Raw genomic sequence first — 22,010 nt, forward strand, 5'->3', positions numbered from 1 at the left:
GCAGGGTTTTTATCCCTGGGGTAAACTGGAAACTCCGATTTACTCCATTTCTTTGCTACTCGCGAAAGGCACAAGCTTCTTTGGTACAGCCGGGGGTGTTATCCCGAGGATAAAAATAAAGTACAACTCGTCGGCCTCGAAAATCTGCGAGGCCCACAAGTTGGCCGGCAGCGTCGGGCAGGCTGAAAACAGGGGCTACATCACCAGGATTTAGTGTCATTTGTGGTATTTTTGAACCTCCCCAGCGCTGAAGCAACGGGGATTCCTGCCCACCTAGAAAAGGCGACAGCGGGACATTCAAGTGTCCCTCTAGACCCTCAAGATCAACTATCCGAAGATGTTGCGATTGGGCTTACTTTTAGTATGTTTTGCTTGCTTGAGTCCATCACTTTTGCCAGTTAGGTACACTCCTCAATCTGCCTTTATTTGCCCTTTAAGTATTCTGGATCTCGCGCCAGATATCTCGGTTGCCGGGATTTCTCCGTACTAGATTGATTCAACGTGTAGATGGTGATTCTTAATCGCTTCTACTATTTTATCACGGTGGCCGGGGCCGCGCACTCGTTTCTAGGCGGCGGTCGCCGCTACAGGCCGGGGCCCCATATCTGAAGCTAGGGGCCCCGGCCCCGCTTCTCGGTCAAGAGTTTTTAGAATATTTTCGCAAGTAAAAAATGTTGCGTCCCGATCGCGCGCTGATGAAGAGCGACTCAAGAGACTCTCAGTCGAGGGACTGTTCTTGTCGATCGGTAATAGTGCCGGGTGTGATATAATCGTCATCGGTCTAAAATTGAGTATAACTAGACAACGTAAAAACTCGCACTCAATTAGTTGAGTTCGCAGTCACACCGATCGGTGTTGCGGTTTAGGAAAGCTAAATTTGAACAAAACCTAACTACATTAAAGAGAATCGATCGAGTACGGTAGGGTATACCGGAATTCACGCTTGGGGAGAAGACACCTCTAAAGCCGCTGGAGCAATCCTGTCGGAAACAAGTGACTTCACCCAAGCCAGAATCTCAGTCACAAGCAAGTGCTGAGAGTTTTAACCTGAAGAATCCCCTCGCCGAAAGCTTGGGGAATGTCAATGTTTATTAGTGAGGTCAGAATGGCTAAGCGCCGCAATCTCAAGAAAGAGAAGGCACAACGAAATCAAGCATACGCTCGCAAGTTTCGCAAGCGGAGAAATCAAGATATGTTCTCCAACAAGAGAAGGCGATTTGACGGCGGCAACGGCGGCGGGATGGGCGCCATGAGCGGCGGCGGACGGGACAAAGATATGGCTGCTGCTGAAGAGTAATATAGTCAGGCTATCTGCCCAACTTAGAACCGAGAGTGCAAAACACGATCGTTCTAAGGAGAGATAGCCATTCTGAATTTGCCTAAGAATTCAACGAGGATAGTTTAGGCGATCCGATCGCGCGCAGCAATCAGTGATTTTCTCACTTGTTCAAATCCGGTGCCACCGTAACTATTGCGAGCAGCGACCACTTGAGTCGGTGCGATCGCGCTATAAATGTCTGTATCAAAAGCTGGGTGCAAGTCTTTCCACTCCTCAAGTGTCAAATCTTTGAGGAGTTTGCCCCCCGACAGACAAGTTTTCACAACTTTGCCCACAAGGTTGTAAGATTCCCGGAAGGGAACGCCCTTAGCAGCCAAATAATCTGCTACGTCTGTAGCGTTAGAAAAGTCTTCTGTAACGGCACTGGCAAGGCGATTGGTGTTAAACGCGATTCCTTCCCGCAGCAAAATCGTCATTGCTTCCAAGCAACCTTGTACAGTTTTGACGGTATCAAACAAAGCTTCTTTATCTTCTTGCAAATCTTTGTTGTAGGCCAAAGGCAATCCCTTCACTACTACAAGCAAGGCTTGCAAATGACCGAAAACCCGCCCCGCCTTGCCCCGCACCAACTCCGGCACGTCGGGATTTTTTTTCTGGGGCATGATGCTAGAGCCCGTAGCGCAGCTATCTTTGAGCGTAATAAATCCAAATTCGTGAGAAGACCACAAAATCATTTCTTCTGACAAGCGGCTCAGGTGTACCATAATTAAGCTGGCGGCTGCGAGAAATTCGATCGCAAAATCTCGATCGCTCACTCCATCTAAACTATTAGCATAAACCTGGTCAAACTCCAAGAGTTCTGCGCTATAGTGTCGGTCGATCGGGAAAGTCGTCCCCGCCAGCGCGCCGCAACCCAAAGGCGAAATATTCACCCGCTTCAAGACATCGCCAAGGCGTTCCCAATCGCGATCGGACATTTCAAAATAAGCTAACAAGTAATGAGCCAAACTGATTGGCTGAGCGCGCTGTAAGTGCGTGTAACCGGGGATTAAAGTTTCGACGTTGAGTTCTGCAATTTCGAGCAAAACCCCTTGAAATTCCCGCAATTGCTCGCGAATTTCTGCGATGCGATCGCGCAAATACAAACGAGTATCGGTGCCGGCTTGGTCATTGCGCGATCGGGCCGTGTGCAGCTTTTTGCCCGCATCCCCGACGATATCCGTCAGGCGCTTTTCTACAGCAAAGTGAACGTCTTCTGCATCAACTCCCGGCACAAAAAGACCTTGGCGGTATTCGCGGCGGATTTGTTCCAAACCATTGACTAGCTGTTCGCCTTCTGATGCGGAAATAATCCCAGTTTTGGCGAGCATCTTAGCATGAGCGATAGAACCGGTCAAGTCATACTCAATCAGTTCTATATCGAAGCCAATACTAGCATTGAATCGGGCGATCGCTGGGTGCAGCGCCGACTCAAATCTTTGACTCCAAGTTTTCGGTTGTGTGGTCATTGCTGAATGTAAAACTAAATTATATCTCTCTTGCAGAACTCTCTAAAAACTGTTTCGTAGTAAGGACTTTAGTCCTTCGGTTCGCACTCAGGATTTGAGTCCTCCGGTTCGCAGTAAATAAGGCAAGTCCTTCGTCCCAAATTCGGCAAGAAAGGACTAAGGTAATTACTACAAACTTTGTATACCTGTATTGACACTAAAAAACTGAATTCTAGACTACAAAATTATTAAAATTATGCTGCTGCATCAGAAAGGACTGAAGTCCTGACGGCGAACCTTTGAAATCCCTTCCTGACGACCTCTTAGAGAATAACTCTAAGGAATAATCCCTTTAATGAACCAGCCAATGAAAATACCTATAAAAAAAGCTCCTATCTGACCAGTCGAAACAAAATTGTTCCAAGCTTTCTGGAAATTAGTAAAAATCTCGTAGCTTTGACCCAATATCACAGGCGAACTCAAATGAGATTTCACAACTAACAAATGAACGGCGTCATGCCAATGAATCGAGCTGGTAAATCCAGTAATAATTTCCGGCATTAAATTAACTATCATGGTGATTTTCTCCTGTGGTCGGTGTTACCCTAAGTACAACCAGTGTCATGTCATCTTCATTGCGGTTGCCGATGCCGATAAACTGGTGAACGCGATCGAACAAATAATCCAGAATTTCCTCAGACTGCTGATAATTTTGACAAGCCCACTGAAAAGCCGCGGTCAAGTTATCCTCATCAAAGCGATCGCCCCTTTGATTAGCAGCATCAGTAAATCCGTCTGTGTAATAAATAATAGTATCACCAGGCTGCAATTGCACGTGGGCTTCTTGGTAGTGCGAATCAGCATCCAGGCCAATCAACATTCCCTCCAAAGTATCGAGCCGAACAATCGAATTAGTTGCAGCTTGCCACAGCAAAGGCGGGTGGTGAGCAGCATTACTGTAAGACAGAATGCGAGTTTTCGGATCGTACTCCGAATAAAACAGAGTCACAAAACGGTGAGAATTCTCCAAATCCGCGTGCATTACCCGGTTTAAATGTTGCAAAATTCTCGCAGGCGAATGGCGGTTCAAAACCTCCGCCCGCAGCATACCCCGCGTCATCGTCATCAACAGGCCAGCCGGTACCCCTTTGCCCATCACATCGCCAATGACGATGCTCCAGCGACCCTTGTCGATTTTGGACTTGAGATTTTTAATCAGGGATGGGGGGTGTTCCCCCTCATTTTCCTTGCCGATCGGGTCATAGTCAGCGGGAATAAAATCATAATAATCACCGCCGACTCTGCTAGCAGTTTGGCAGCGCGCGGCCACATCAAGACCGGGAATTGTGGGACAACTGCGGGGTTGCAGCCGCAATTGAATTTCCGCCCCAATTTCTAACTCTCTGTCCAGGCGTTCTTTTTCGGCCAACTTCACCGTCAGTTCGTCTTTGCAGATTGCCACGGCGGTTTGATCCGCCACCAACCGAACTAATTTCTGTCGGCCCGGAGTCCAAACATATTGTGGGTCACTGCTAAAAACAAACAGCCGTCCGCGTTCCAAATTCTTGACTAAAATTGGCGCCCCAAACAAATGAACATCCGGGCCCAAATAACGGCCGACTTGCAAGTCAAGACTAGAAGTTTGCCCAGAGGTTTGAGAAAAAGATTCACCAGCCGCGCCCGCACCTGCTGTAGCTTGCCTGGTGGCTATTTCCAGCGCTTTCCGCATATCTTGGCACTGCCGTCCTTCCTGACAGTGCAACTGCTGGAACCGAACTTGACCGTTGGGTTTGAAGAGCACCAGAGCTCCCCCGTCGGCGTCGGTAACGCGAGTTGCCACCAGAGGCACCAACTCCAAAAATTGGTTGAGATTGTTAAAACTACGCAGGGCAAATCCCAGCGAGCCCAACATATCTTGAACGTTGTGCTGGTATCGGTGCAAGCGCGCCACCAGTTCTTTGAGGGCAAATACTGGCGTCGCGTCGGTGGAATTGCGACCCGTAGGGCGGTCAGCAGGTTGAGGTGAGGGGCGAGGCAAGGGCACAGCAGTCATTTTAGATTGGTGATTTTCGATCTTAAAAGGAGATTGATTGAGTGAGGAATTACGCACCACACGAACAGAAATCCGGTTGTTTTTGGAGCAAGTAGTTTGGGCAGTAGGTCATTGGTGTGAATTTAAGCCTGAAATCCTCAAGAAATCTCGTTTATAGCTGAGTCTAAATCCCCCTTAATAAGGGAGACTTTGAGCCCTTCTGAAACTACTTAATCAAGGTATGTAGTTGGGATGCGAGCCCTCTTTAGGCGTATAGATAAAGAGGGCTCGCATCCCAACTACGTACCTAATTTATCTGATGACAATAAAACCACACTGCTTTTTAAGGGGGCGCCAGGCCGATCGGCGGGCCTAAGCCTCAGAGAGTAAAACGTTACTACCTGAGACCTTAAGTTGACACCAATTGATGGCGCTTCGTCGATCGCAAGCAAGCAATAACAGAAGGTTTTAAGGTATTGTTTCTAGATATTTAGTTTTCCACAGACCGTCAGGTGGCGATCGGCACAAGTCCTGCGATGGTAGTTTGAGGTTAATAATTTGAGATTTTGAATATCTGTGTCCGCCTCCAAAAATCGGGACGGCTAGAGATACCTCATCAATCTAAAATCTAAAATCTAAAATCTAAAATCGAGTAGGGCTTCGACAAATTCGTAACTAGAAAACGGGCGCAAATCTTCGATGCTTTCCCCCACTCCAATAAACCGGATTGGCAGACCTAGCTGCTGCACTACTGCTAGGGCAACACCACCTTTAGCAGAACCGTCAAGTTTTGTCAATACTACTCCGCTTAATTTTGCCGATTCTGCGAAAACTTCTGCCTGTCGCAAACCATTTTGACCTAGGGTGGCATCCAAGACCAGTAGAGATTCTACGGTAGCGCCTGGGGCTTTTTTGTCTACAATGCGACGGATTTTACTTAATTCGTCCATCAGATTTTTTTTGTTTTGCAGGCGGCCTGCGGTGTCTACGATCAACAATTCTGTGCCTCGGGCGCTGGCGGCGGCGATCGCATCAAACACGACAGCAGCCGGATCGGTATTTTTCCCTGGATTGGCAATAATTTCCACGCCGCTGCGGGAACCCCAAACTTTGACTTGTTCGACGGCGGCGGCGCGGAAAGTGTCGGCAGCGGCAATCAGGGTTTTGTAGCCGGATTTTTGGGCGATGTGGGCTAGTTTGCCGATCGTCGTAGTTTTGCCCGCACCGTTGACTCCTACAATTAACCAGATGTTGAAGGTGTCTTTTTCTGGGGCAAATGTCAGGCTGTAGGCGGGATTGCCGGCGGCGGTTTCGGCTGTCGGAGCGTCGAGAATGTCGCGCAGGATGCTTTTGAGAAAGGCTAGAGCCTGTTCTGGCGGCAAGACTTCTTGTTTGAGTCTTTCTTGGAGGCGGTTGATAATGATGTCGGTGGCGGCGACTCCGACATCGGCTTGTAGGAGCAAAGTCTCAATTTCAGCTACGGCGTCTTGATTGAGCGGGCCTTGACCGACGATCGCCTTTAGTCGATTAATTAAGCTGCGGCGAGTTCTTTCCAAACCTTTCCGCAGTTTTTGCAGCCAACTGATTTCCTCGACGGATACTTGATCTGGCCGGCGCCCTTGACTGGCTAGGATTTCAGATGACCAGAGGAAGCCTTCGTCAAAGGCAAAACCGGGAATTTCTTCGATTATTGCGGCTCTTTCGGCGGCCGCTGCGATGACTTCTGGTTCCTCAAGGGCGGTTTCCTTGAGGCGTTCGATGCGATCCATGCGATCGGCCCCAGCTCGGGCCCAAAACGGCAGGGCTTCGGCTGTAGAGTCCTCAGATGCGATCGATTCTGTGTCTGCAAGCTCAGTTGCAGGTTGGGCAATTGCTATATTTTCTGCTGTAACTTCTAATTTTTGAGTAACAGGTTGAGGCGCGATCGACTCGGATGATGGTGGCAGAGGTTCGGGAATCTCTACTGGGATGGCTGCATCTGGTTCTTGACCATCGGTACTTTCATTCTGCGGTGGTGGTGCAATTTCTGAAACTTCTGCAACAGTTGGTGCGGCTTCTGCAACTTCTACAAATTCTGTTTCGGCTGCTGGAACTTCCGCCGATGCTGTCTGGGCAACTTCTGTTTCAGGTTTTTGCTGTTTTTGAATATTTTTGTAAGCAGCTTTGGCCCAATTGAGATAATCCTCAGCTACAGCGGGGGAAGTTTCCTCAACTGCTGCATCTGTTTGAGGCTCAACCGATGCGGATTTTGCCGCCTCATCTTGGGGCTGTTCGGGGGGAGTTTCTGGTTCAGAAGATCCGCTTTCGCTGTACTGGCGACGAAACCAATTAAATACCATAGAAGTAAATGGGGAATAGAGAATAGTTATTAGTCATTTAGCCATCAGTCCTTAGTGTAGAGCGGATTGCGGATTGCGGATTGCCGATCGCGAATGACCAATAACCAATGACCAATGACCAATGACCAATGACCAATGACCAATGACCAATGACCAATGACCAATGACCAATGACCAATGACCAATGACCAATGACCAATGATTGATTTTATCGACGACTCGGCGGAGGACTCCGTTGATGAACCGATGTCCTTCGTCGCCGCTGTAGCGTTTTGCCAGTTGGACGGCTTCGTTGACGCTGACTTGTTCGGGTAAGCCGAGATAGAGGATTTCGGCGATCGCGATTCTCATGATATCTCGATCGATCCTGGGCAGGCGATCGATTTGCCAGTCTACCAGGGCTTCCGAGAGCAATTCGTCAATTTGAACGCGGTTGGCGCTGACTTTGGTCAGGATTTGCAAAGCATAGGTGCGGACATCTTGCTGGTTGGCAAGCTGAAGCAGTTCTGGAAACTCCATCGATGAACCGAGACGGTTGATGGCGGTTTGGGTGAGTTCGAGTGCTTCGCGCACCATCGCTCTAGCACTTTGTATATCAGCGGCGCGGATTTCGCTAGCCAGGAGTTTGTCGCTACCCCGCTGTACTTCCGAAGCTGCTGCTTCTAGGGATTCTTGAACTTCTGTCGTCAGAGTGCGGATGGCTGCGAGGAGAACATCTTGCAGTTTCTTGGCTTCTAAGAGTTCTGGATTAGTCGGCAGTTGGCTGATGCCGAGGAGTGCGAGTTCGCGTGAGGTTTCGCGTGCTTTTTTCATATTTTTTAGATAGAAATTGGGAGTTTAGGAATTTCAGAATTGTTGAGATTGCTAAGCGCTGGTTCAGAGCATAGACTTGGACTTTAGCAGAAAAACTCCCAAAAAAACCTGCCCTCAGTAACGATTGTTTCTGGGCAGGTTTTAGATACCTAGGATCAATTATTATTGGGAAAATTTACTGGCTAGAAACCCGGTTTCTTAGGAGCGTCCCACGGAGGCTGCCCACCCGTTATGGATGAAAGAAACTCTTTCTCCCCCTCTCCCCCCTCTCCCCCTCTCCCCATCGAGTTTCTTAGGAGATACTTCGCTTTGAAACCCAAGATGTATCAGAGAAACCCGGTTTCTGAGTGTAGGCTTTCTGCGCTTCCAGTTGGTTCAATATACGTGAGTTGCAAAAATAATTCGGACGGGCTAGAAGCCCATCCCACAATTTTTTTGTTTTGTGGGATGGGCTTCTAGCCCGTCCGAAAATTTGATTAAAAGATTAAAAGGACTTTTACAGCCTTGTCTAATCTTCTTCGACTGGTACAGGCTGGTATCTTGATTCGGATAGCAAGGGTTCGAGTGTTTTGCCGGGGGGGTTGTCGGCGGTGACCGCAACTGAGTTGCTGGGGTTGACGATGCCGCCGGAGATCACCACTTTAAAGGCATCTTCGATCGACATTGACAAATTAACGACATCTGCTTCCGGGACTATAGCGTACCATCCGGTGGTGGGGTTGGGAGTGGTGGGGATGAAAATGCCGATCGGGCTTTCGCCGGACAAATGAGACGGAATGTCGTTACTCTCGATCGTACCGGTCACAAATGCCAAAGTCCAGATTCCCCGCCGGGGATACTCTACCAACACCACCCGGCGAAATTTATCATTAGATTTGAGGATAGTTCCCAGCAGTTGTTTCAAGGTTTTGTAAACCGAACCCGCTAGGGGAATTGCCTGTAACAGGCGTTCGCCAAAGTCTAGCAGCCACTTCCCGAAGATGTTGCGGGCCATCAAACCAATGACTAAAATGCTCAGCAGGGGTACAGCCAGCCCTACTAAGAGATTTAGCAGGTTGACCAAAATCGGGTGGAGTCCGTCAAAAGGATTAATCTGCTTGGGAATTTTGGTAAGAAAATTGATTACCCAACTGGCGACGGTAATTGTCAGCCAGATGGTGGTAGCTAAAGGTATCACTACCAGCAGACCTGCGATCAGGTCATTTTTTAAGTCTTGTTTGATGCGTTGGAGCACGGCGGTTCAAATCTCCTCGTAACTGGTTGCAATCACCTGATAAACCTGAGAATAAAGCAACTGCACGGGCTTTACTGGAATTGACCATTTTGGATCGTCTTCTCTGCTGCCAAACCCTACGCTTGCCGAGCGCGGAAGAGTTAGGGATCGGCGGTGCTGTATCTATATTTTAAAGAATTATTGCAGGCAAAGCGCCTGATTTTAATATATGCGGGCTGTGCAACAGCTCACCCTATTGTATATTTTAAGACATTTTAGCTCGGAATCAACCAATCAGATCGCTGTGTTGAGGTGGCCGGAGTCGGGGTGTTTCCTGTAGAGGGCTTTTGGGCTGCTTCCACAATTGATAAATTTTTAGCATGGGGCGGGCTAGAACAATGCCAGTGGCGATCGTACCGCGATCGCGCCCACTCCCATCGGACAATCTATTTTTTGAGAACTTGACAGAACTGCGATCGAGAAAGGTGAGAGACTTTAGATTAAATGTTTCTCAAATGCCAGCTACTTCTTAAACTATTTGACTCCCCTAAAAAATGGATGCCGTGCCACGTAGACTCCTGATTGGAAGGTCAAAAAAATTACACCAAAGTTCATAATCCCAAATTCAATTCTGCGAGTAAATCTCCAATCTCAAATCTCAAACTGGTTGACTATTCTTTGAAAAACCGTAAAATATAGTCAAATTTATCTGCGATCGCGGGAATCTCGCCAATAATAGCTTATGTTGAATACAGCCGGACTGTTTGAAGCAAAACCTCTTCAGGGAAATATTGCGGGTGTTTCAGCAGAAATACCAGACTTATTTGGCAGTAAGTTCGTTAGCGAAGCCCTCGTAGAGGATCGCCTAAATCGATTGACCCAAATTGCGATCGGGGATACGAATGTTTTATTTGATACCAGCTATGGTTTGACTCAAACATCCGATTTGGTTGCCGGTGCGACTGGTAGTGCGATCCTCTACGAGGGCTTCGCTAACGACCTTTTTGACCAAATCACCGACTTCCGGCTCCCGCACTCACCAGACGACAATCTTAAAGTCGATCGCAGTCTAACATCCCAGACCGATATCTCCACTCCACTTCAGAGAGACGAACTTACAGGCATGGATTTTGCTATCGGTGATACTGGTATAGTTCCAGAGCGATCGCAATCCCGAACTGCTGCGCTATTACCTTCAGAAAAATGGGCTTTCAATTTCCCAGATTATACCATCGACCACCAAGGTTTAAACACCCTCAATATCAAAATTGGTTACGGCTTAAAACCCGGAATTACCAAAAATGAATATCCCGATTTTGTGCCAATCTACAAAAGTATTGATAGCTTCCTAGTTAACTACCCCAACGAAACGGACACCTGGGAAAATATCAACAAAAATCTCAGTCAAAAAGTGCTAGACGAAAATCCGGCACTGACCGATGTTACCATCCAAATCGAAGTTTTGCCAACGAACAGATTGCCCTACGAACGAGCAACTACAGTTTTCCGCAGTCGTGCCGGTCAACCAAAAGAAAATGGCAACTTTTCCTTGAAAAACTACGCAATTAATCACCAAGGATTGAACAAGCTCAATCTCGATGTTGATTACCAGTACAAACCGGGGATTCCCCCAAACGAATATCCCGATTCCCTGTCAATTCTCAAGAGCATTGATAACTTTTTAAGCAAGTATCCCAATGAGACAGATTTCTGGGAAATTGTCAACAAAAAATTAACTCAAAATATCCTCAACGAAAATTCTAGCTTGGCAGCAATTAAGATCGACTTGAACGTTTTGCCAAGCCAAACATTACCCTATAACCGCACCAGCAAAGTTACTCGCACTCAACCAAGCAATCCTCAAGGAACTTTCCTAGTTGGCAATACCAGAGGCAATAATGTACTGCGGTTTGACGGCAGTACGGGCAATCTTCTAAGCGAATTTATCCCAGCGGGCAGCGGCGGTTTGTCTAGTCCAGATACAATTCTTTTTGGCCCAGATGGCAACGGCGACGGTAAGCCGGACATTTACATTGCCAGCGGTGACAAGCCAGGGAATTCCGGACAGCCGACAGCATCTGCCGTATTGCGATATGACGGAGTTAGTGGCAGATTTATTGATAAGTTTGTCGGCGACAATCCGAACACTACTGCTGATGAAACTGGCGGATTATCTCGTCCTTACGGTTTAGCTTTTGGTGCCGACGGTAATTTTTATGTCAGCAGTTTTTTGACCGATCAAATTCTTAGATACAACGGCAAAACAGGACAATTTATAGATGTATTTGCAACGGGCAAACAGCAAGCGGGAGGATTGAATGGGCCGAACAATTTACTGTTTGCTCCTGACGGCAATTTGTACGTGACAACGCAGGGGAGTGTTGCTCGTGATGGCAAAGCTGATTTTAGTGCAGGTTTCGCCAGCCAGGTGCTGCTTTACAACCCGCAAACTGGGCAGTCAAGTATCTTTGCTTCCCCCGATCCTTCGCCTCGGAGTCAGGGATTTGTGAGTCTTTTGGGCATGGCAATCGGGCCCGCTGACGGCGACCTTTACGTGAGCGATTTTGCTAACGATATCAGGCGCTACAATTTAAAAAGTGGGAATTTGGTCAAGGTTTTATCTACCAATTATACTGATACTTCCCCCAGTAGCAATTATGTAGGTGGTTTGGCATTTTCGCCGATCGGCAATTTGTTTGCAGTTGGCTTTGACAACCGCGCCAATGCTAACAATGTTGGTGCAGTTTTGCGGTACAATGGCAAAACTGGGGAACCGCTGCCAATATCGAGCAATCCTTTGTCGAGTAACAGTTCTATTTTTGTCCCTCCCGACAGCAAGTTACAGCGTCCGATAGGAATTGCTTTCTTTCCTTCCGATGGTAAGCTGACCGAGAAGTGGAATTTTACAGCGGCAAATTACCCAATTAACCATCAAGGGTTAAACAACCTAAATTTTGCTGTAAATTATCAGTACAAAGAGGGCATTCAAAATTATCAGTATCCCGATTATGTGCCGATTTACAAGAGCGTTGATGATTTTTTAGTTAACTATCCTAACGAAACTGATTTTTGGGAAATTGTTAACAAAAATTTGACGGAAAAAGTGCTTGCCGAAAATCCAGCAATTTCTTCGGTGACTGTTGATTTGAATGTTTTGCCGACGAACCAATTGCCTTACGATCGCAGCAGTACCGTTAGTCGCACTACAAATGGTAAATTAGGGGAAGCCTGGGATTTCAAGATTCCTAATTATTCGATCGCTCACCAGGGTTTGAATAACCTGAACATTGATGTCAAGTATCAGTACAAGCCAGGAATTACGCAGGCTGAATATCCCGACTTTGTGCCGATTTACAAAAGCATAGACAATTTTTTGGTTGATTATCCAAATGAAACGGATTTCTGGGAGATTTTGAATAAGAATTTGACCGAAAAGCTGTTGGCACAAAATCCGGCTTTGGATTCGCTGGAAATTAGTATCGAGGTTTTGCCGACCAACAAATTGCCTTACGAACGAGCTAGTATTGTGTCGCTGGCTTAGCGTCTAATTCAATACGGTTAACTTAACGATTTTTGACGAATTTCACTTCGCGATTTTCTAGGCAATACAGGCATTATTTGCCAGTCGGATTGTTCTTAAGTTAAGCGTATTGGCTTCAAATTGTTTTTTTTGTGGACAATTATTGACAGGGAATACATTCCTTGCTAAGGTGATATGTAATTCAGTAGGTTGCGTAGAAACCGAGTTTTTGTGCATCCAAAACGAACGCATTTAAATTGTCTGTTGTGGTCAAAAAACAATTTTTTGAAGAAACTGAGTTTATGAATTAAAGCGAGTTTGCAAAGATCTATCTTGGGATAGATGAGTATGTTTCAGGCAGTTGCTATAAAACAGTGCGGGCCTTAGGTGGGTCAAAAACCCGGTTTCTGGGTTAAGGTCGATCGCTCAAAGGATTTGAAATTTGAGATTTGAGATGGGTCATGACTTATTCTGTATGGGTTTGCAGCTTGGCTAAAGTTGCATTGTTTTTTTAAACAGGTATCACAGATTTTGGGTAGAAATCGGGTTCTTCTGTGTTCAGAACTCAGAAAGATAGTTGTTTTGCGATCGCAACTCAGAATGCAGTCGCTTTCCTGGCGCAGAGGTTCCAACAGTAAGCTGAGCATTTTTTTATCTTTTCTTTAGAATGGCGATGGAAATTAGGTAAATAATGGAAGTATTCAAGGATTTTTGATTGCATTTTTCTGTAAAATATATTAAGGAATTTTTGTGAAAACGCTCAATATCCTCTTGGTAGAGGACAGTCCCCTAGATGCCGAGCTGATTGAGGCATATCTCATGGATGGCGGTCTAGACTTTTCTTTGCTGTGCGTGGAAACTCGGGAAGATTTTGCCGTAGCGCTGGAAAAACACTGTGTTGATATTATTTTGGCAGACTATATGCTGCCTTGTTTTAACGGGATAGCAGCGCTGGAAATGGCCCGCGCTACTTGTCCGGGAGTGCCGTTTATTTTTGTGTCGGCTACTTTGGGTGAGGAAGTGGCAATTGAGACTTTGAAAAGCGGGGCTACAGACTATGTTCTCAAACGGCGTTTGACGCGGTTGGTGCCGTCGATCGAGCGGGCCCTGCGGGAAGTTAAAGAACGGCTCGATCGCAAAGCAGCTCAAGCACAGCGCCAAGAAAGCGAAGCCAGGTTTCGGATGATGGCAGATACCGCGCCGGTGATGATTTGGATGTCGGATATCGATCGACTTGGCGATTACTTTAACAAAGTTTGGTTGGAGTTTACCGGTAAAACTTTGGCGCAAGAAATCGGCATCGGTTGGATGGAAAGCTTGCATCCTGACGACTTGCCAAAATATATGGATGTTTACCGGAGAGCCTTCGACGCCCGCAGCGAGTACCGGATCGAGTACCGCTTGAGGCGCTATGACGGGGAGTACCGCTGGGTTGTGAGTACAGGGGTACCCCTGTACAGACCCGATCGCACTTTTGCCGGTTACATCGGTTCTTGCATCGATATTAGCGATCGCCAACAGGCAGAACAAGAACGTGTTATGGCTTTGTCCCGGGAACAAGCAGCTCGCAAACAAGCAGAACAAACAGCTCAAGCGCTACTATCGGCAAACGCTCGAATTACTAACATTCTCGAAAGCATTACCGACGCTTTTGTCGCCTTCGATTCAAACTGGAAATTCACCTATATTAACCACAAAGGTCAAGAGATTTTTGGCAACTTACAAGCAGAACTGATCGGGAAAAATATTTGGGAAATATATCCCTGGGCCGTGGATTTACCGTCTTACAAAATCGCCACCAAAGCATTAGCAGACAAGGTAACAGTCGAATATGAAGAATTCGTGCCGTTATGGAATAAGTGGTTGAAAGTGCGTTTTTATCCTTCCGATTCTGGTTGCTCGGCTTACATCCAAGATGTGAGCGATCGCAAGCAATCAGAAGCAGCACTCAAAGCTAGTCAAGAAAAGCTGAGAATGTTGGCAGAATCTAACTTGATCGGAATTCTCTTCGGCGATGTTGACGGCGGTATCAGTGAGGCTAACGACGAATTTTTGCGCCTCGTTGGCTACACGCGGGAACAGTTGCAGCGCGGGGAACTCCGCTGGATTGACATTACACCGCCGGAGTACCTACCGCTGGACGAAATCGGCATCGCAGAGGCAAAGGCCGAGGGCGTTTGTAGTCCCTACGAAAAGGAATACATTCGGCCCGATGGCAGCCGGATTCCGGTGTTGGTGGGGTATATTTTGTTGGGGGAAAAGCGGCAAGAATCAGTGGCTTTTATTCTCGATTTGACGGTTCGCAAGGAGTTGGAAAAAGAACTGCACGATCGAGCTGAGGAATTGGCGCGGGCGAACCGGATTAAAGATGAGTTTCTGGGAACTTTGTCCCACGAATTGCGGACGCCGTTGAATGCGATGCTGGGATGGGCGCAACTGCTGCGCCACCGCAAGTTTGATGAAAAAACGACTGTTAAGGCTCTGGAAACGATCGACCGCAATACGCGATCGCTGGGGACGCTAATTGAGGATTTGTTGGACGTGTCGCAGATTATGACTGGCCAACTGTCGCTGAATTTGCGGTGGGTAGATTTGATTTCGACTGTTGAAGGTGCGATCGATACTCTCGCTCCGGCGATTGGGGCAAAAAATATTGAAATTGTGACGGATTTCGACCAAACTGCGGGGCGGATGTTTGGCGATTCCGGCCGCTTGCAGCAGGTGGCGTGGAATTTGCTGTCGAATGCGATTAAGTTTACTCCTGACGGAGGACAGGTGAGGGTGGCGCTGCACAAGGTGGAGAGGACGAGTATGCCCGGACAATCCGCCTGTTGTGAAAATTTGTCACCGCCTAGTGTGGAAATTGAAGTCAGCGACACGGGACAAGGGATTCCAGGAGAGTTTTTGCCGCACGTTTTTGAGCGTTTCAGCCAAGCTGATACCTCTACAACGCGATCGTACAACGGATTGGGTCTAGGTTTGGCTCTCGTGCGCCATTTTGTGGAAATGCACGGGGGAACAGTGCAAGTAGAATCGGCTGGCCAAGGACAAGGAGCGAGCTTTTTCGTGAGATTGCCAATTAAACAGCAAGAGGGCGACAGCGGATTTTCTGTTACCGGGGCTGGGGAGTTTGTGGTTCGAGAAACCCCGGCCAGATCCCCTATAGATCCGTCTTTTGTTAGCAGCAACCTTTCGGGAGTGCGGGTGTTGGTGGTTGATGGCGACGGGGATTCCTTGGATTTTGCGCGTACAGTGCTCGAAGATTGCGGAGCTGAGGTGGAGACTGCTGTCTCGGGAATGGAAGCCTTGGAAGCGATTTCTAGGCTGAATCCGGATGTGTTGGCGATCGATCTCGGCATACAAACCGCTGAAGGAGAGGCTCTGCTGCCGCAAGTGCGAGAGCAAATGGGGGACAGGGAAATTCCGGCGGTGGCTTTCACAGCTTACGGTAGGCTGGAGGAACGGGTGCGGGCGCTGCGACAGGGTTTTCAAATTCACCTACCCAAGCCTCTCGATCCTGCTGAGTTGGTGGCGGTGGTGGCAAGTTTGGTGTCGCGGGCGATCGATTTTTGATGGGAGCATCTCAGTTTTGCATCTGTAGTGCTGTCCCCGCTCGCGTGCTGATATAGCACGCGAGCGGGGACGCTCGCACTGTAAAAAAAATGTTTTTTGCAAAAATGAGATGCTCCCTTTTTGATTGACTCGGCAAGGATGGAAATCCTCACGACTAATCAATTTTCTTGGATAGGAGCGATCGCAAATTCATTATATAACGACCAATTACCAATTACCAATTACCAATTACCAATTACCAATTACCAATTACCAATTACCAATTCCCAATTCCCAATTCCCAATTACCAATTCCCAATTCCCAATTACCAATTCCCAATTACCAATTACCAATTACCAATTACCAATTACCAATTACCAATTACCAATTACCAATTCCCAATTCCCAATTCCCAATTCCCAATTACCAATTCCCCAATTACCAATTACCAATTACCCAACCGTTAATCGCTCAATCCCCTTCGGCAATTTGCTTTAAAACCCACTTGTTTATGCCTTCAGGGGAAATAACATAGCGATAGTAAGTAGAGCCTCGAATAATTACTTGGATTTTTTTCGGACTGATTTTTTCGCTCTCAATAGTTAGGCATCCGTGGCCTGTTTCTTGCCAAGTCTGCATCAGCAAGGTCTCGATTTTGGCAAATAGACTGTTGATTGAAGTTTCCGTGCTATCTGGTTCTCTTGACATATTACATAAGTTGAGATACAAGTTGACAGACTCTCTCGCCACTAGGACGCGAGCCTCTCTATTTGAGCTATCGGCGCAACTTGTTCTTTTTTATGCAAATCCCGTATACTTTTTACAAAACTTTACACAACTGGCGATCGCGCCTGATTATATATATTCCGGTAAAATAACCGTTATCACTTTCGATCGTTCGGACTGAACTCCTCTCTTGTTTGATGAGGACTTCAGTCTGAAAGATCGAACAAATTTAATTGCGATCGTTCCAAACCGGTTTTCCACCTCAGCTAGGTAACAGTAATCATTAATAAATTACTATTACACCTCATTTGTCAAGCCCCAAAAGTTATATATTTAATTGAAGTAAAAGTATTTTTTTGATAGTGAGGTGAACAAACCATCGCCTCAAATATCAAGCTCATCAACTGGGTGCGAGCTTTTAAAAGTACCGTGCCGGGGTAAATGCTTCTGAGACTCCCGTCTTTCCCACCGTGCAAGGATTTTTTTTCAATCTGTGATTTTTCCGCGCTCTCCGGTTCCAACTATCTACTAGATACCAATTGCACCCGGCCAGCATCCATTTCATCCATTAATAACTCTAAAGCCTCATAATCAATATCCGAGATGTAGCCCAAACGGGTGAGCTCGTTGTTGATTTCGTTTTCAATGTCAGGCGTCAACTGCTTAATGTAGAGGGCTTTTTCTACAAGTTGACGAATAGCATGAGTTGCTTGCATAGTATATCGGAGAACTCCGTACAGTATTATTGTCATCTTAACAGTCGATGGAGTGAGTGATCCAAATCAGAACTAACCAGTGATTTCAATTACATTGCTCAGTTTAACCTAACAGCTAGGATAAGGTCGATCGCAATCTTTACGATTGCCAACACTAAACCTCGTCGCACAAATAAAAAATAGTATAGTAGCTTACCTTTACTCCGTAAATCTTGCACAAACTTTTATAAAAAAGACTAAATAAATAAAGATTCAGTAAACTACTCAAAACTACCGATCGGTTTTCCTCAGGTAGGGTTACGCTCGTAGGTGTCAAGTAGGTTTAGGCTTACCTCCGTCCAGTACGGTAGTTGAAAATACGTAGCAACCATAGGTTTGATATATGCAGACACTTCTTGCCCATAAACCACTTAGGGTGATTCGACCCCTAGACCACCTAAATGCAGCCACAGCCGGAGAATTCACAGAGCAACTAACCACAACAATTTCAGCCCCTGGAGTAGTAGCGGTACTCGTAGATGTTGGCGCAGTAACATTTATTGACAGCGCGGGTTTGATGGCATTGATTTCCGGCCTCAAGCAGGCGAAAAAAATGGGACGCAGGTTTAGTCTGTGTTCAGTTACCGCCGGAATTAGAATGATTCTGGAACTCAGCCAACTCGATCGAGTTTTTGAGATATTTGAAAATGTCGAAAGCTTTGAAGCAGCAAACTCTTGTCTTGTGTAAACAAGCACTTCTAGAATCTACTCACCAGTGAAAACAAGTAAGCAAACACAGCAACTTGAGTTAAAGGGCTCCAAAGAGATAGGACTGCCGTTGGCGTATTGGCAGATTTTAAGGTAGGCTGCTTAAGAGTCGCAAATATGAGAGCGAGTCGAGCCGTGGCAGTAAAAATCGAAGAATTACTTACAGCAGAAATCAATCAGCCTGCTCGTTATCTAGGAAACGAGTTGGGGGCTGTACGCAAGCCTTGGGATGGGGCGTCTGTACGCTGGGTGCTCACATATCCAGAAGTGTATGAAGTTGGTGCTTCCAATCTGGGACACATCATCCTTTACAATATTTTGAATGCCTTGCCGAGACAGTTGTGCGATCGAGCTTATTTGCCCGCACCAGACTTAGCAGCAAAACTGCGATCCTCTCCGAGGGCTGCGCTAACGACCAAAACTCCCCTGTTTGCTGTAGAATCTAGGCGATCGCTCACAGAATTTGATATTCTCGGCTTCAGCCTCAGCTACGAACTCGGAGCAACAAACATTCTGGAAATGCTGGATTTAGCCGGCATTCCCCTAACTTGGAAAGAAAGAGCGACAAATGCCCAAAATGGCGGCGATTTGCCGCTAATTTTTGCTGGCGGACAAACCGCAACCTCCAATCCCGAACCCTACGCTGACTTTTTTGACTTCATCGCTTTGGGAGATGGAGAAGAATTGCTGCCAGAAATTGGCTTGATTTTGGCAGAAGGCAAAACTAATAATTTGAGCCGAGAAGCACTATTGCTGGATTTAGCGCAAATTCCCGGCGTTTACGTGCCCCAATTCTACGATATGGCGGCAGATGGTTCTGTTCATCCCAACCGCCCGCAAGTCCCAGAAAAAATTCTGCGCCGCGTAGCAACTCCCATACCAGCTTATTCGATCGGGCTAGTACCCTACGTCGAGACAGTACACGACAGACTGACAGTCGAAATCCGCCGGGGATGCACCCGCGGCTGTCGCTTCTGTCAGCCGGGAATGCTGACTCGCCCCGCCCGCGATGTGGAACCGCAGCAAGTCGTAGAGGCGATAGAAGAAGGAATGAAAGCCACCGGGCACAGCGAGTTTTCCCTGCTTTCCCTGAGTTGTTCCGACTATCTAGCACTTCCGGCTGTGGGGATGGAAATCAAAAACCGCCTCAAAGACAAAAATATCTCTCTGTCTTTACCCAGTCAGCGGGTTGACAGATTTGACGATAATATTGCCGACATTCTCGGCGGCACGCGGCAAAGCGGTTTGACTTTTGCCCCGGAAGCCGGCACGCAGCGGATGCGCGACATCGTTAACAAAGGTTTGACAAACGAAGAATTGTTGCGGGGTGTCAAAACTGCGGTCGATCGCGGTTGGGATAAAATCAAGCTGTATTTTATGATCGGTTTGCCCGGAGAAACCGATTTTGATGTTCTGGGAATCGCCGAAACAGTCCGCTGGCTGCAAAGGGAATGCAGGCTTAATGGCAGGCGGCCACTGAATTTTAACTTGACAATTTCTAATTTTACGCCTAAGCCTCACACTCCTTTTCAGTGGCATTCGGTTTCTACTGCCGAGTTTTCACGCAAGCAAAAATTGCTGAAGGGTGAATTCAAAGCGATGAGAAATATCAAGGTGAATTATACCGATGTGCGGATTTCGGCAATGGAGGATTTTGTCGGTAGGGGCGATCGACGTTTGGGCGCTGTAGTCCACCGCGCTTGGGAACTTGGCGCTGGTATGGATGCGTGGTGGGAAAGCTTGGATACAGCATACAAGGCTTGGACAAGGGCGATCGATGAATCGGGACTTACCTGGAAATACCGCCAAGTTGAAAGCGGCGAATGGAATCTGTTTGAGAAGGAAGAGGAGAAGGAAGAAGGAAGAAGGAAGAGGGAAGAAGGAAGAAGGAAGAAGGAAGAAGGAAGAGAAGATAAACAAGATTTTCCCACATCTTCCCCTCTCCCCCTCTCCCCCTCCCCCACTCTCCCCCTCTCCCCCTCTCCTCTTCTCCCCCTCTTTCTCGATCGCCCGCTACCTTGGGATCACCTAGACACGGGAATTGATAAAAACTGGCTAAAACTTGATTTGCTTCATGCTTTAGAAGCAGCGACGGTTCCCGACTGTTCCTTTGAAGGGTGTTCGCGCTGCGGGGTTTGCGGCACAGATTTCGGACACAATGTGGTTGTAGATGCCCTGCCAATTCCGGATTTTGCTGGGGAGTTTGTGCCGAATACAGAACGGAAACAGCGTTTTCGGGTTTGGTTTGGGAAGGTGGGCGATATGGCTTTGGTTGGTCATTTGGATTTGCTGCGATTGTTCGATCGAGTTGTCCGTAGGGCTGATTTACCCATTTCGTTTACCGGGGGCTTCCACCCAAATCCTCGGATTTCTGTGGCAAATGCTCTGCCTCTGGGCGTTACCAGCACTGGGGAAATTGCTGATTTTGAACTCACTGAGTCGATCGATCTTGAGATTTTCCGGGCAAAATTGGCCGCGACTCTGCCGGAAAATATCCCGATTTACAAGGTTGAGTCGATCGACCTCAAAGCTCCTTCTGCCAGTCAGTTGTTAGAAGCAGCGGAGTACGTAATTACTGTGGCTGCAACAGGCCTGTTGACCGAAAATGGCGAATCTGACCGGGATAATTCTACCCCTGTCTCCGTCGCAGATCCTGCCAATTGGGAAGCTTGGGTGAAGGCGATCGCCGAAACAGAGGCTTTTTGGCGGGTGCACACTACTAAGTCGGGAAAGACGCGGGATGTCAATTTGCGCGATCGGCTGCACAAACTAGAACTTGTGCAGCAATCCGAAGGTACAGCCGTCTTGCGCTATACCGGCAGTTGTCGCAGCGACGGCAACTTGCTCAAGCCCGAACATCTTGTTTTCATGCTCGAACAAGTCAGCCAGCAGGAAATTCAGCTTTTGCAGGTTCAGCGCAGTCAGCTAATCTTGGGTTATGGTTAAAATAGGGAAGCTGTGGTGAAATATTTCACCTTCGGCTCTCGATCGGGATGTGTCGTGTCAAGCTATAATTGCTTGTTATGGAAGCCGCAGCGGCTTGAGCGCTTTTGTCGCTCGTCGCTAAGAGCCAACCAGCAACGCGGGCTGGGTGCAAATTGCTTCTGTTCAAAACTTCAAGCCTTTTTGTACATTCACGGGCTAAATCTAGCGCTAAACCCGCAGGAGCGGAGCATGAACCAAATTGATCGATTAATTTCGATCGATCGAGTGGTTGTCGATCGTCGGCTTAGTCAAAAATCTCATGGTTCAAGCCGAGCCCGCGGGTATTCAACAATAGATGTTTTTGACCTCGATCGAAAACGGATACAAGCCCGGACTTAATTCGTGGAGATCCCAAAATTTTAGACCAAGGTTCAAGCTCCCAGAGTCATCTGTGCTTGTAAATCTAAAATCTCAAATCTAAAATCTAAAATCGACTGACCAGGTTTTAGGGTTGGCAGGGGCGGAGGTTGCAGTCGAATGCCAAGAGTAGAGTCTGTTGAGTGCTATCCGCTAAACACTGGACAAAAGTGGACGAGATAGCCAGTCTAAGTCTTTAACTAGGCTACGTTAGTAAGGTCACGACACCTACGAGTGCTTTCC

The 22,010-nt window shown here is 47.3% G+C and carries 14 protein-coding genes and 2 pseudogenes; 6 read left to right on the plus strand and 10 right to left on the minus strand.

From position 1 onward, the window contains the following. Nucleotides 1-58: 58 nt before the first annotated feature. Nucleotides 59-220: pseudogene (locus JGK11_RS19665) on the minus strand (redoxin domain-containing protein); the annotation flags it as partial. Between the two features lie 885 nt (nt 221-1,105). Between JGK11_RS19665 and JGK11_RS19670 the strand changes: the two are divergent. Beyond that, entirely contained in the window at nt 1,106-1,297 is a 192-nt protein-coding gene (locus JGK11_RS19670) for a hypothetical protein (protein ID WP_194066729.1), read from the plus strand. 104 nt (nt 1,298-1,401) lie between these two features. Here the strand turns inward: JGK11_RS19670 and argH are convergent, their stop codons facing one another. From argH to JGK11_RS19705, 7 genes and pseudogenes are all read right to left on the minus strand, one after another. Further along, nucleotides 1,402-2,787, minus strand: coding sequence for an argininosuccinate lyase (gene argH, locus JGK11_RS19675; RefSeq protein ID WP_293174966.1), 1,386 nt, complete (start codon nt 2,785-2,787; stop codon nt 1,402-1,404). A gap of 315 nt (nt 2,788-3,102) precedes the next feature. Further along, complete coding sequence (locus JGK11_RS19680) at nt 3,103-3,342, minus strand: hypothetical protein (RefSeq protein ID WP_293174963.1); 240 nt, start codon at nt 3,340-3,342, stop codon at nt 3,103-3,105. Beyond that, a complete protein-coding gene (locus tag JGK11_RS19685; protein WP_293174960.1) occupies nt 3,332-4,819 on the minus strand; it encodes a PP2C family protein-serine/threonine phosphatase in 1,488 nt (495 codons plus the stop codon). The genes JGK11_RS19680 and JGK11_RS19685 overlap by 11 nt, the downstream gene beginning before the upstream one ends. 614 nt (nt 4,820-5,433) lie before the next feature. Then, nucleotides 5,434-7,137: a signal recognition particle-docking protein FtsY gene (gene ftsY, locus JGK11_RS19690; protein ID WP_293195761.1), complete on the minus strand. Its 1,704-nt coding sequence runs from the start codon at nt 7,135-7,137 to the stop codon at nt 5,434-5,436. A gap of 204 nt (nt 7,138-7,341) precedes the next feature. Beyond that, nucleotides 7,342-7,950: pseudogene (gene nusB / locus JGK11_RS19695) on the minus strand (transcription antitermination factor NusB); the annotation flags it as partial. 508 nt (nt 7,951-8,458) lie between these two features. Further along, nucleotides 8,459-9,184 (minus strand): DUF502 domain-containing protein, encoded by a 726-nt coding sequence (locus JGK11_RS19700; RefSeq protein WP_293155504.1) that lies wholly within the window; start codon nt 9,182-9,184, stop codon nt 8,459-8,461. Between the two features lie 265 nt (nt 9,185-9,449). Then, the gene (locus JGK11_RS19705; protein WP_293200741.1) at nt 9,450-9,608 is read right to left on the minus strand and encodes a hypothetical protein; all 159 of its coding nucleotides are present in this window, start codon (nt 9,606-9,608) and stop codon (nt 9,450-9,452) included. Between the two features lie 297 nt (nt 9,609-9,905). On the opposite strand from JGK11_RS19705, the gene JGK11_RS19710 reads away from it, so the two are divergent. The 3 genes from JGK11_RS19710 (at nt 9,906) to JGK11_RS19720 (ending at nt 16,703) form a co-directional block, all read left to right on the plus strand. Then, entirely contained in the window at nt 9,906-12,704 is a 2,799-nt protein-coding gene (locus JGK11_RS19710; protein ID WP_293195757.1) for an NHL repeat-containing protein, read from the plus strand. Between the two features lie 729 nt (nt 12,705-13,433). Next, nucleotides 13,434-16,256 (plus strand): PAS domain S-box protein, encoded by a 2,823-nt coding sequence (locus JGK11_RS19715; RefSeq protein ID WP_293174945.1) that lies wholly within the window; start codon nt 13,434-13,436, stop codon nt 16,254-16,256. Between the two features lie 138 nt (nt 16,257-16,394). Further along, entirely contained in the window at nt 16,395-16,703 is a 309-nt protein-coding gene (locus tag JGK11_RS19720; RefSeq protein ID WP_293212559.1) for a hypothetical protein, read from the plus strand. A gap of 4 nt (nt 16,704-16,707) precedes the next feature. Here JGK11_RS19720 and JGK11_RS19725 read toward each other — a convergent pair whose 3' ends face one another. Further along, a complete protein-coding gene (locus tag JGK11_RS19725; RefSeq protein ID WP_293174939.1) occupies nt 16,708-16,944 on the minus strand; it encodes a hypothetical protein in 237 nt (78 codons plus the stop codon). 539 nt (nt 16,945-17,483) lie between these two features. Beyond that, the gene (locus JGK11_RS19730; protein WP_293155487.1) at nt 17,484-17,678 is read right to left on the minus strand and encodes a hypothetical protein; all 195 of its coding nucleotides are present in this window, start codon (nt 17,676-17,678) and stop codon (nt 17,484-17,486) included. A gap of 382 nt (nt 17,679-18,060) precedes the next feature. On the opposite strand from JGK11_RS19730, the gene JGK11_RS19735 reads away from it, so the two are divergent. Both JGK11_RS19735 and JGK11_RS19740 read left to right on the plus strand, forming a co-directional pair. Next, nucleotides 18,061-18,405, plus strand: a complete 345-nt coding sequence (locus JGK11_RS19735; protein WP_293174936.1) for an STAS domain-containing protein — start codon at nt 18,061-18,063, stop codon at nt 18,403-18,405. Nucleotides 18,406-18,560: 155 nt separating this feature from the next. Further along, nucleotides 18,561-21,371 carry a TIGR03960 family B12-binding radical SAM protein gene (locus JGK11_RS19740; protein WP_293212561.1) on the plus strand — a complete coding sequence of 937 codons (2,811 nt, stop codon included), beginning with the start codon at nt 18,561-18,563 and terminating at the stop codon, nt 21,369-21,371. Nucleotides 21,372-22,010 lie beyond the last annotated feature (639 nt).

This window comes from Microcoleus sp. PH2017_34_RAT_O_A (assembly GCF_020737885.1).
Lineage (GTDB): Bacteria > Cyanobacteriota > Cyanobacteriia > Cyanobacteriales > Microcoleaceae > Microcoleus.